Here is an 11,748-nt window from a genome sequence, read left to right as displayed (position 1 = left end):
TTATTCAGGGGCTCCGCTGAAAATGTTGCCGGTGCTGCCGCGAGTCGTCACACTGACGCCGTCGGATTTGGATTTTTGCTTGACCATAAAGCCGGGCGTGGTCGACTCCACAGTCAGATGCACTTCGGACTTATTGGGCTGGCCTTTGTTGAAATAATCGAATAACGCGGTGCCGAGTGTGGCGTTGTTATCGCCGGACAAAAACCGAGTGACGTTGTCTACAGCCGGCTTAACAAACAAACTGCCTGCGCCATAACCCGCCGCACCGGCGCCAGCCACCGCCAACGCGCTAACGCCTTTGCCGGCCATGCTCAAAAACCTACCGCCAGCCCCGCCACCCATCGCCAATGCCGACACGCCGGCGGCGGTACCCAATGCAATAATCGGCGGCGTGGCGCCGACCACTGCCGCACTCAGATCAGGATATTTCTGCGACAGGTCGACAAAGATATCGGCCGCCCGGGTGATGGTAGGGATCAAGCGCTCCATCGCTTCCTTTTGCTTGATCGCCGCTTCCTGTTCGGCGTTGCGGATCGCCGCGGCGCCGGTGCCGGCCATGGTTTGGTAGTTGAGGTCGTTGGCGCCGAATTCGCTATTGTTTTTGCCAATAAACGCGCTCACGCGCTCGGTCAACGCCTTGTTACGCATGCCGAACAGAGCGCCACGCGCCTGCATGTCTTGAAAGAACTGGCCGATGACATTCCCCTCCGACAGCTGGCTGATCGCCTCGATAGCTGCTGCTTGGTCGGCTTTGTTGCCGGCTCCCTTCAGTTTGGCCAATGCGCTTTTTAATAGCGGGCTTTTCGTCGATTCCTGATCAATCAGATTCATCCACGCATCTACAGCATCCACGCCTTTCAATCGTTGCTCCACCAAAAACTTGGCCAGATCGCCGCGACCGGCTTTCTCGAAGTCCTTGGCGGTGTCGCTGGACGACAGCTTGGTCAACAGATTCAGCACATTGTTGCCGGCCGTCGCGGCATCGCTGGAGGGCAGCAACGCCGCCTGGTTCATGGTCAGGATTTTTTGCAGGCCAGGCAAACCCACCAAGCCCGCCGTTTTGCCGACCGCAAGTTGGCCGGGCAACGCCCTGGCCATGTCTTTAATCTCGAAACCGCCAGCTTGGCCGGATGCGGTGACCATGTTCAACGCCCGCATTAAATCGCGTTCATTGCCGACGACACCCTGGCCGACCAACGCGCTGACCAGATTGGCGATATCGATCGGAGCTGACGACGAACCGTAAGCCGTGCGCATCACGGTCGGCAAAAATGCCAGCGATTGCTCGCGCGACAGCGTGCCTTTGGCAATCAACGCATCCAGCGCCTCGGCAGCCTGGTCGCGGGTACCGCCGCCGCCTTGTTTCAGGTCCACGGAACGATTGATAACCGCTTCCAACTCTTTGGCGCCCTGCAAGCGGCCGGTGGCGGTGCGCTCCGGATAGGCAGTGTTAGCCATGCTGGCCAGCCGCTCGTCGAACGACAGCGCATTGGCAATCGGCGCTTTTAGTGCATACCCGCCGGCCACCAAACCGGCGCCAACGGCTGCTCCTGTTCTGATCCGCCCTTGCGCGACCTCGAAGTCCTTCGCGGCCTTGGCGGCGCGCTGCTGCTCTTTGGTCAGCTTGCCCATCTCATTGGTCAAGCCGGTGATCTTTTGCCGGGTCTTTTCGGCGGCGCGGGTCAGTTCGTCCTGGCTGAGCTTGCCGGACGCTGCCAAGCGCTTGTAGGCGGCCTCGGTCTGTTGAATTTCGCGCTGGATGCGCTGCTCTGAGCGAACGCCTAAGGTCTCGCGGGCAAGCGACGTTCTCTCGAATGAGGTGCGCTGGCGCGCATTGGACTGGGTGACGGTGGTTTCCGTGCGCCGGGTGGTTTGCTCGACGTGCTTGACGTATTTGTCGAAGCCGTTGCCGGTCTTATCGACAAACTTGACGCGCAACTCGACGTCGGCAGCGTTGGACATAAAAAAACTCCGGTTACGGGATGTAACAGGAGTTTATTGAGTTATGGGATGCGCGCTTAGGCTGGAAATGTTTCCGGGGTAACCCCCCCCTACATTGGATTAATCAAACTTCCGCCCGTCCATTGCCGCCGCCATCCTGGCCCACATGAACAACTCGGCCAGCGGCATGCGCTTGACGATCGGCAGCGGCTGGTTCATCACTTTGGCAACTAAACCGACTGCGGTGATGATTCTGACAACTTTTTTTCGGCATCGCCCTCGTTGCTGGTTGCGGCCGACGCAGCCTTTTCGGTCAACACGCCGAGGATCTTCGCCACCTCACTTTCGGTCGCGCCAGTCAACCGGGACAACAGCTTGACGCGATTGGCGTTAGCCTCGCTTGCCGCTGTGGCATCGGCCTCCAACATGTCGCTGACCATCTGCTCGGCGCGGATGTAATCCGGCCCGCGCAACTGCCGGATCAACGCCACGTCGGTACCGGTCAGCGAGGCGATCAACGCAATCCGTTGCGCCACGCCGCCGCGCTGGTCGAAGCTGAGGTAATCTTCGGCGGTGGTGTAGTCTCGAAACTCCAGAGACGCGATTTCAGTTTTGCCAATTTTCAGCGGGTTTGTTAGCTTCAAATTCATACTCGATCCATCAACAGATTAAGGGACGATAGCCAGTGTGCCACCGTTGTTCCACAGTTCGCCTGACGATAGACCTGCGGCCGACGTCGGCAACGCCGCCACACGCACACGGCCGGCGAAATCTGCTCGCGTGATACCGTTCGGGAACGTTATTTTGTCCACGCCGCCGTGGCGGATTTTGCCGACCGCGTCATTGCCAGCCGTGATTTCGACCCGGCTAGCGCTGCCGATATTTGCTTCGACGATTAGATTTGCAGCGTAGCCGGCCGCTTGTGACTTGATCCGGACGGTGGCAATGCTGGAGCCGCTGAAAAAATGGCCATTGGCATCGTCGGTCCAGAAATACGAACGCGATTGCGGGCTGAATCCGGCACCGCTAGGGTTGCCCAACTGGAACTGATATGAGAGCAACGCCTTGGTCCGTATGCAATTCGCCACCGGATTGGGTAAAAGCGCATCGTCAAACTGAGTGTGCGTGTAAGCCGCAAATTCGTAAATCTTGTCGTCGACAAAAGCATTGCCCGTGCCGGCATCGTGTAGCTGCAGCATGATCGAGTTACCCGATACCGTTTTGTAGTCCGGGTGGTAAGCCACGATCACAAGCTGTTTGTCTATATAGCCGAAGACGACACCGTCGATGATCTCCGCCATGAATTCGTGAATATTGCCGTCGCCGAACGCCGGCATCGAACCGTAGGGAATAGACCAAATAGGATCAATATCGCTACCGGTACCGGTTTTCCAATGACTGATTCTGCGAGCGCCGCCCGATACGAAATTGACATGGATCATGTCCGCGAGCGAGGCGTGGGTCAACAGAAACGCCAGCGTCGCACCATGGCCGGAACTGCGTTGAATGATACGTCTTACGGGTTGCCCGGTATTGATATACAGGTAAGTATTGGCCGTGGATTCAACATGATCGTCGGCAATAATCGCGTTATTGACGCCCGTACCGGATAAAGACCAGGTGTGGCCGCTATCAGTCACTTTGTTGTTCAGTACACCGGAGCCGTTGATCACATCAAAACCGGCTGCTTTCTCCGCCACACCATGGCTCACCGGCAATAAAAATCGTTGATGGCAACGAAAACTTTGGTTACCGATGCCGACCGGACCGTCCCCGTAATTCGAGGCGCCGCCATCCGCAACGAATGCCGCCAAATCGTCGTATTGAGTTGCAATCCGCGCTTGTCTTCCGATCATGGCCTCCCCCTACCCAATCCGCTCAGACGTATTACTCATGATGGTGATCTTGCTTTCACCATCGCCCCAGCCGGCCGGATCGCCGGAGCGGAACGCTTGCGGCATCATATAGACTTGGCCGCTTTCCAGCCGGATCGTGACTGTCTCATTTTTGATGGCGTTGATAGCATCCAGATCGACGCCGGCTTGCAGATTGATGTTCAGCTCCAGCACGGCCGGTTTGTAGCCGGTCAAAAAGCCGCCGTCCTCCGGCAGGCGGCCGGGTTTGTGTTCGCGCGATTCGCCGGCCGGGGTGAAGGTGCCGGGCGGCGTTGCCAGCGGCAATTTGCCGATGGACGGCACCGAGACGGTGCGGATGTTGTTTAATTCGGCCATGGTTTAAATCTCCAATAAATCCCGTTTCAAATGCGTTTGCCCGACCGTTAAACCCGTTTCGCAAACTGCGCGCGGCCGGCCAGGATGTAGAACGGCGATAGCAGGATCGGCGTATCCAGATAGTTGAACCGGCTCGGATTGTCGGCGTCTTGTTCGACGACCAGCGTGGTTTTGTAGTGGTCGTAGTTCTGCACCCAGCCGTATTCGCGCATCAGCACGTTTTGATACAGGCTCAGCAAATACGCCCGCACCGAGTCTTCTGTGGTGATGCGCAGCCCTGGACGGTAGCCTTCGTTGGTTTTGGCCGCGGCGGTGCCGACGAACGCTTTGATGGCGCCGATGCGTTGCTCGTAGCGCACGCGCTCCAATGTCTCCGGCGTATTGACGTCCAGGTAGGCATCGTCCGGCGAACCGTCCGGCCGGCGCTGGTGCAGGGTAATCAGCCGCTTGATGTAGCAACTGCCGTCCTGGGCGATCTGCATCACCGACATGCCTTTAAACAGCAAGCTGTTGGCGTTGGTCCAGTCGTGATAGGTCACACCAACCATGCCGGTCAGCGCCACACCTTCCAGCGATTGCACCGGGCTGTTGTAAAGTTTGGGCGCGGCCGCCGCGCACAATATCGCCGCCGCTTCCCAAGTTGGAGTTGGGTTGATCTCCAGCGACAGGTGGCAGATGTGCTCGTAGTTTTTGGTTTCGCCAAACGCTGCCGCTGCGGCGTAATCGCCGCGATGGGCGGTGAAGCACCTAAAGCCGGCCTGCACAGGCGGTTGATACCGGCGCTGGCTTTCGGTGTGCCAGGCGGCCAGGGTGGCGGCGTCGTTGATGCCCAGCGCGATGTAACGGTACCAGCGGTTGGCGCCCAGCAATGTCGCCAGGTTGCCCGGCGCCGGGTCGCCGGAGCCGCCGGCCATCGCAGCCAGGGTCAACGCCAAACCGGTCGGCTTGAGTTCGCCGTACAGATTCAGCCGCATATCGATGTTATTGCCGCAGGTGCCTTTGTGCTTTGCGGTCAACGTGACGACGCTGGCCACGGCGGCGGCCGTGACCGGTAAATCGGCATCGGTAAACGCGGCGGCAATCGCGGTAGCGATTTGGGCGGTGGTCATGGTGCTGGTCACGCCTACCGAGACCAATCGGCCGCCTATATATAATGAGAGTGTGCCGTCGGCCGTGGCGGCGTTGGTCACGGCAATGGTACCGGTCGCGGCAACGCCGGCGCCGTTGTCGCTGTAAGGCAGCATGTACATATCCAGCGTCGCGTCGATGGCCCGGTAACGCGCCGCCATCTGCGCTAACATCGAGCCGGCGCCGGCTTTTTGCACTGCGTCATAGACCGAACTAATCCGGGTAATCTCGCCGGCCACGGCGCTACCGGCCGCCAGTTTTTGGCCGACAAGCAACACCGCCGGAATGTCGTCGCCCAGGCCGGCCTGGCTGCCGTCGATTTCGATATAGACGCCCGGATAGCGTAGCGCCTGCGGGATATTGTCAAATGAGATAGTCATAGCGCGGGGGCTCCAGTGTAGACCAGGCTGTCGTAGGCGCCTGGGTCGGGTAAATAGTTGGTGATCAGGGCCGAGAATTCGTATCGATCGGCCCAGTAAATGTCTTGGGCGGAATACTCCAACACCTTGCCGCCCTTGAATTTGATCGGTCGCACGCCGGCCTCGATCTCCCAGCCTTGCAATTTGGTGCGGACGGCGTCGCGATAGGACAGCAGCACATCATCGGTTTCGCCGGCACGCTCGGCGCGAATGTTCTCGATCGCAATCACCGCATCGAAGCCGAGGGTGATATTCGCGGCGCGAGCCTCGGCGTCCAGCTCGTCGGACTTATCGGCGGCGCGCACCAGCCACAACGCCGGCAGCGGCAGCCGGTCCGGATCGATCTGCGCGTACTCGGCGGCCAGGCCGAAGTCGCGGAACCAGGCGTGCGGAAATGCAGCGGGTTTGGTGCGCAGGTGTTCGAGCACAGGCGTCAGCGAAATCACGTTACCAGTCCTCAATCACGGTCGATGTGACGCCGTAACGGCGGGCCGAGCTTTCGAACTGCACCAGGTCGTCGGATACGACCGGGTCGGTCGGCAACGGCGGCTCTGGTGGGATCAAACTCAATCGGCCGGTAGCATGAGCATTCAGCGTATCCATGACGCCTTGATACGCTTTGGCGGCATCGTCGGTCATCCGCTCGGCGCCGTGCAGATAGTAGAGCGCAACAGTGGACGACAGCCGGGCGATCAGCGTTGTTTGCACCGTGTCCGGAATGCCGTAGCTGAGGATCAATGCATCGGCATCGGCAAGGCATGTGTCGATCGCATCCAGCGCGCCGGCCAGCGCGGTTTGTTCGTCCGCGCTGTAGCCGGCCAGGCTGCCGCCGTCGATGGCGACGCGCAGCGCGGCCTCGGGCGGCATCGCCATGTCGGCCGGTACCGCCAGCTGCGCCAGGCGACGGGCGTTGGTACGGGCCAGCAGATCGGCGCGGCTGGCGAAGGGCATTAGCCGGCGCTCCGGGCGGATTGGATTTCAGCCCAAATGGCGTCCCGTTCTGCGGCGGAGACCGGAGACAACGGCGCACCGAGAATCAGATCAATGGCTTTCGTTGCCGGGCGACCGTCCCCCAGCCAGTTTTCGGCAACGTTCGGATTCAACACCTCGATTGCACCTTTGATTTGCTCAATTCTGAGCTCGGCTGCGGTTTTTTCAGCGGTGTTCGCCGGTTGTTCGCCATCCGTGGCAGCGGTGCCATCCGCTCCAGCGTCAGCGGCATCGGCCACCGGGGCGTCGTCGCCCGTTTTAATTTCGTCGCCGGTAGTGAGGCCCTCGGACCCGTCGGCCTCCGGACCTGTTTCGGTTGGGTTTTCGTTGCCCGTTTCAGCGTCGGCCGCATCGGCCACCGGGGCGTCGTCGCCCGTTTTAATTTCGTCGCCGGTAGTGAGGCCCTCGGACCCGTCGGCCTCCGGACCTGTTTCGGTTGGGTTTTCGTTGCCCGTTTCAGCGTCGGCCGCATTGGCCACCGGGGAGGCGGTACCGGTATCGGTTCCTTCCGCCGCAGTCTCCCCAGTCGATCCCTCATCAGTTGCAGTGCTCTCGGGTGTGTTATTTGGCTCTTGTCCGGCTTCGATCGCTCCGATCTGGCTGACGGCCGGCAGCTCGACCAGCACCGTCGGGTGGTCGGTTACTTCCAGATAGGGGTCTTCTTCGATGGCCTCCAGTGTGGCGGCGTCGACGTCCACCTGCTTCCAGGTTTGGCTAAAGCCGATGCCGGCACGGTGGCGGGTCGTCAATTGGGTGCGCGGGTTGATACGGACGTATTTCGTATTCGACATGTTCTAATCCTCGGATTGGTTGTGCCGGGTTTCGCGAGCGCGCTACCCGGCCTACGGTTATTGGCCTACGCCACCCACGGAGTCACCAGCAGTTTGACGCGCTGATAGTTGGTGTTGCTCTCGCCGCCGGCCAGATATTCTTTGTCGAGCAGCGTTTCCGCGGCAGCCCGATTGGTTGGGCCACAGACCAGCAGAGTGGGCACCGTGCCGAGCTTGATGCCGCCATCGCCGACCTGGGCAAACATGCGGTTGTACAGATCGTCGAAATTGGCCGCGTTCAGCGTCGCCTTTGAGCCGTAGCAGCATTGCCAAAACCCGTACGCTGCCGCGCCGCGCCAACGGCCGCCGAAACTGAACACGTCATTCTCGAAATAATTGGTCGTTCCGGCGCCCATAGCCTCCAATTGTGCCGGCACCCGTTCTTGTAAAAACAGCGCCGGGGCGGCATCGGAGAACAGGTACCACGGCGCGCCGGCGCCGGCCTGGATATTGGAGGTTGCGGTCACGGCTCCGGTGCCATCGGCATTGGCATAGACCGGATGATCGGTGTCGAAAAAGTACTGATCGTCGTAGCAGTTGGTCGACCAACCGGCCAGCAGCGCGCCAAAAATCAGCTCGTCTTTCAAGCGCGCGGCGGCTTTACCATGACCGCGGGCGGAATTGGCATAGTGGCCGAAATCGTCGTCCTCGATATCCGTCCGCTGCACGTCGATGGTCGCCTCGTATTTGTCGTTGAAGACGGTATACGCTTTTTCGGCGATCGCTTTATGCAACCTGGAGCCGACCCACTTGCGGAACGACGGCCATTGCGTCAACCAGGCGTAGGTGCTGTTTTTGCTGGTGGATTTCATCAGCTCAGCGATCATGGCCCAGTTCGAGGGAGTATCAACCAAGCCCTTATCAAAATTGGCCTGAAGCGAGGTTTTGAGTGCGTCGAGTTGCGCTTGCGTCAGCATCGGTATCTCCTAAGTTAAAGTGCGGTGCCGGCGATTAGCGGGCGTGTTTTTTTTGCGTGGCCAGAAACTCTTCTTCCGTCACGCCCATTTTTTCGGCAACAGCCTTTTGCTCGGCGGTTAATGCCGCGGTGCCGGTGGCATGGCCGGCGCCGGCCTGGCGTTCGGTGATCGGCAACGGCGCGGTGGTTTGCAAAAACTCGGTCAACGCGGCCAGGCTTTGCTTTTCCGCCCAGGGTTTCAATGCCGGCGCCATGCGGCCGTCGGTCAACGCGGCGGTGATCAGGTCGGTTTTTTGCTGGGCTTCGGCCGCGGCTCTGTCGTCGTTGATTTGCTTGTTCAGCGCGGCCAATTCGCCCAGCGCGGTATCGCGCTCGGTGGTCAACGCGGCGACTTTGGCGCTCAGCGTGTCGCGTTCGGCGGTGAGTGCCGCCAGGGCGGTTTCGGTTTGGGCGTGCGTGACGCGCAGCGCCGCGAGTTCTTCTTGCGGTGTGGCCATATCGGTATGCTCCGGATCGGGGTCGGGTAAAGAAAAGCGTTTACTCAAAGCCGCCATACCGTCTTCGCCCAGATCATCCAGGCCATCGACAGCAGGGGTATTGGTCAGGGCCACGGAAATGACGTCCAGCACTTCGCCGGTGGTGGCCAGATATAAAAAAACGGTGCTGATGTAGCGATACTCTTTGTCGGCGATGCGTTGTTTGGCGACTGCAGTCCAGTCGACGCCGATGGCGTAGAGGCCTTTGCCGTCACGCCATTCCATATCGTGAAACCAGCCGGCAGCGATAACGGGCTGGCCGTTGTATTCGGTGCGAAGGGATTGGTGCTCGTAGTCGATCAAGGTATCGTTGGCGCGATCGCGCAAACGCAGGATCACATTGGCGGCAATGGAAGCATCCAGTTGCCAGGCTTCGCAGTCGTAAGGGCGGCCGTCGGTGGCGCGAAACGGTCCTACCGGCAATAAATGCGCCGTCGTTGGCGCAGCAGCATCGGCAGCAATTTCAAAAGCCAGGGCAACAACTTTGACAGCGGGTTTGGACATGACGGCCTCGGTAAATCAGTTGAGGCCAGTATCCGGGTTTGAGGGGTGTAAAAAGAGGCTGGAAATGTTTCCAGGGGCGGGTTGTTAGTATCCGAACGAGTTATCGATAATAACCCGATTGCATTGGCGGCAAAACCCCGTTTAAAACCTCGCAGGCGCGTTTAAACGTTTTTGGGCTATGCAACGGGGGCGATCAATACCGTTAAGCGCCGTGTGCGGCGTGTATTTCGATTTATGAAAAACCGGCCCCGTCTCGTGGGGCCATGCCGACGGTTGCGCCGATGGGAGGTAGTCACCGGGTATGATCCTCTCGGTTTTGGCTGACGGGCATCAACCATTCCCCGCCTTCGCCGTCGATAAACAGTATGTCACCGCTCACGTACAGACAGTCTCGGTCAACGCCGTGTTTCACGCCTTCCCAAACAACATTCACGGGCAGGTCTCCATGCTGGTTTTGGAATGTTTTCAATAATTCGATCAGCTCGGAAATTTTCATCATAAACCCTACAAACTCAATAAAAGCGGTCCGGCGCGGCAACTCCGGACCAGTATAAACGGCCCCGTCTCGTGGGGCCATGCCGACGGTTGCGCCGATGGGAGGTAGTCACCGGGACCGCTGCGGGTGTTTTTTGTAGCTGGCTCACCGCCCGCTGGAGCCGTGCCCCTGTAGGGCTTGTTCTGCATCATTTTCGTGAGGCCACGAAAATGGTCGATCAATCGAATAAATCCAGCTGCACGCCGGTGTCGGCCTGGCGGCGAATGTTGGTGATCTGCCGGCTGGACAGGTTGAATTGCCGGGCCTGGCGGTTGATGCTGTCGCGGTGAGCGGTGGCGATAATCGCCGCATTGCGGCTCAGATTGAACAGCTTGTCCGCCTTGGGACACCAAAAGCGGCGATCGGCATCCAGATGCGGCTCCAGCACGGATGCCATGCGCTGCAATTCCTCCGGAGTCAGCCCCAGCGCCACCGATTTGTATTTGGGGATTTCCACATTGACGCCGCCGTGGTCGCGCAGCCATTCCTGGGCGCGGACGAACCCGAGCGCGCGCACGATCGCCCGCAACACGGGCGGCAGCGTGGATAGCAGTTCGGGGGCGACGTCGGGGAAATCCATTTCTATCTAGCCATCCAGGCTTTGAGTGCTTCGATAATGGCCTGCCGCTCCATGTCGGTCAGGCTGTCCAGGTCGGGTACGTTGTGGGCGGTTTGTCTAGCGCAAAAGGCCAGCAGCGCCGGGCGAGAGGCGTTGGTGATTTTGCCCGCCCGGCCGATCTTGCCCCATAGCTTAACGATCAGACCGATCTGCGGCGATACGGCTTTAGTGCTATTGCCAGCACCGTAGGTGTTCCGCCGCGGCCAGCCGCGGGCGACATAATCCTCCAGCACGTTAGCCAGTTGCGGCACGTTCAGCGTTTTGGCGCTGATATGGCCGTTGTGCTCGGTGGCGCCGTGGCGCGCCAGTACGGTGCGGTGCATGTCGTCGTCCCAACCGGGCAAGTGCTTCTCTGCCCAGCTTTTGGCGATGCCGACCAGCTGGATGTAGTGCGCGAGGATGTCTGCCATGGTTAGACCGCAGCCGGCGCGAAGTCGAATTCGAAATCTTCAGCAAAATCCACCGCCGATATCGACAGCGGGATGCCCACCTTTTCGCCGGCATCGTTGGTGTAAAACGCTTCGATGAACCAGCAGGAACGCTTGGGTTGATAAGCCTTGAGGATGATATCGACGCCGTCCTTGAAGCCGGCGTCGTTGAACTTTTCGGCCATCTTTTGCAGTTCGATCACCCGGTTGGCGCGTAGGTTGCCCTTAGCATCCTTGCGCAACAGACGAAACACGGTCTCGACCAACTTGGCGCTGTTTTCGTCCTTGGCCAGGGTTTCCAGAAAGGCGTTGACCTTTTGAATGCCGGTGTGGCACGTGTCGTCCCAGGCATCCAATACCCGGTAGCCGAGGGTGATGCTGTATTTGTCGGCAGTAAAGGTATGGCTCTGCTGCTGGTCTTTGATGTCGTATGCCGAGGCCTTCAGCGTCAGTACGTCGCGGAACAGATTGAAGATGTGGGTTTTGATTGCGGTCAGGTCTTCGCTGGCCTTGAGCAGCAAATCCACGGCCTGAGGCACGGTATTGGCGACGATGGCTTTATAGGCCTCACGGTCTTTTGCCTTTTTGGTCTGCACCTTGGCCAGCAGGTCTTGCAGTTGCTGCTCGGTCAATTCTTCGGGGTTGATTGCGGTCATGGTCTTATCCTTGTG

14 protein-coding genes are annotated in these 11,748 nt (G+C 59.5%); all 14 read right to left on the bottom strand.

All coding sequences use genetic code 11. The annotated features are described in order from the left end of the window. A complete protein-coding gene (locus ACH518_RS09655) occupies window positions 1-1,962 on the bottom strand; it encodes a phage tail tape measure protein (protein WP_445372738.1) in 1,962 nt (653 codons plus the stop codon). A 209-nt stretch (window positions 1,963-2,171) separates the two neighbouring features. Beyond that, window positions 2,172-2,591, bottom strand: coding sequence for a hypothetical protein (locus ACH518_RS09650; RefSeq protein WP_445372737.1), 420 nt, complete (start codon window positions 2,589-2,591; stop codon window positions 2,172-2,174). Window positions 2,592-2,609: 18 nt separating this feature from the next. Next, window positions 2,610-3,797 (bottom strand): hypothetical protein, encoded by a 1,188-nt coding sequence (locus ACH518_RS09645; RefSeq protein WP_445372736.1) that lies wholly within the window; start codon window positions 3,795-3,797, stop codon window positions 2,610-2,612. Between the two features lie 9 nt (window positions 3,798-3,806). Then, on the bottom strand, window positions 3,807-4,172 hold the full coding sequence (locus ACH518_RS09640; RefSeq protein WP_445372735.1) for a phage tail tube protein: 366 nt from the start codon (window positions 4,170-4,172) through the stop codon (window positions 3,807-3,809). A 47-nt stretch (window positions 4,173-4,219) separates the two neighbouring features. Continuing rightward, a complete protein-coding gene (locus ACH518_RS09635; protein ID WP_445372734.1) occupies window positions 4,220-5,680 on the bottom strand; it encodes a hypothetical protein in 1,461 nt (486 codons plus the stop codon). After that, the gene (locus ACH518_RS09630; RefSeq protein WP_445372733.1) at window positions 5,677-6,147 is read right to left on the bottom strand and encodes a phage tail terminator protein; all 471 of its coding nucleotides are present in this window, start codon (window positions 6,145-6,147) and stop codon (window positions 5,677-5,679) included. Before ACH518_RS09630 ends, ACH518_RS09635 begins: the two co-directional genes overlap by 4 nt. A 19-nt stretch (window positions 6,148-6,166) precedes the next feature. Next, the gene (locus tag ACH518_RS09625; protein WP_445372732.1) at window positions 6,167-6,670 is read right to left on the bottom strand and encodes a phage protein Gp36 family protein; all 504 of its coding nucleotides are present in this window, start codon (window positions 6,668-6,670) and stop codon (window positions 6,167-6,169) included. Then, window positions 6,670-7,500, bottom strand: coding sequence for a hypothetical protein (locus ACH518_RS09620; RefSeq protein ID WP_445372731.1), 831 nt, complete (start codon window positions 7,498-7,500; stop codon window positions 6,670-6,672). The genes ACH518_RS09625 and ACH518_RS09620 overlap by 1 nt, the downstream gene beginning before the upstream one ends. A 65-nt stretch (window positions 7,501-7,565) precedes the next feature. Then, window positions 7,566-8,456, bottom strand: coding sequence for a Mu-like prophage major head subunit gpT family protein (locus ACH518_RS09615; protein ID WP_222101858.1), 891 nt, complete (start codon window positions 8,454-8,456; stop codon window positions 7,566-7,568). Between the two features lie 34 nt (window positions 8,457-8,490). After that, window positions 8,491-9,495, bottom strand: coding sequence for a phage protease (locus tag ACH518_RS09610; RefSeq protein WP_445372730.1), 1,005 nt, complete (start codon window positions 9,493-9,495; stop codon window positions 8,491-8,493). A gap of 292 nt (window positions 9,496-9,787) precedes the next feature. Next, the gene (locus ACH518_RS09605) at window positions 9,788-10,072 is read right to left on the bottom strand and encodes a hypothetical protein (protein ID WP_140911030.1); all 285 of its coding nucleotides are present in this window, start codon (window positions 10,070-10,072) and stop codon (window positions 9,788-9,790) included. A 136-nt stretch (window positions 10,073-10,208) separates the two neighbouring features. After that, window positions 10,209-10,610: a hypothetical protein gene (locus ACH518_RS09600; protein WP_445372729.1), complete on the bottom strand. Its 402-nt coding sequence runs from the start codon at window positions 10,608-10,610 to the stop codon at window positions 10,209-10,211. A gap of 2 nt (window positions 10,611-10,612) precedes the next feature. Then, window positions 10,613-11,059 (bottom strand): regulatory protein GemA, encoded by a 447-nt coding sequence (locus ACH518_RS09595; protein ID WP_445372728.1) that lies wholly within the window; start codon window positions 11,057-11,059, stop codon window positions 10,613-10,615. Between the two features lie 2 nt (window positions 11,060-11,061). Then, entirely contained in the window at window positions 11,062-11,733 is a 672-nt protein-coding gene (locus ACH518_RS09590) for a DUF3164 family protein (protein WP_445372727.1), read from the bottom strand. Window positions 11,734-11,748: the final 15 nt, after the last annotated feature.

The sequence above is a fragment of the Methylomonas sp. HW2-6 genome (genome assembly GCF_052474525.1).
Note: the sequence above shows the minus strand (reverse complement) of the source record. Positions and strands in the feature narration are given on the sequence as shown.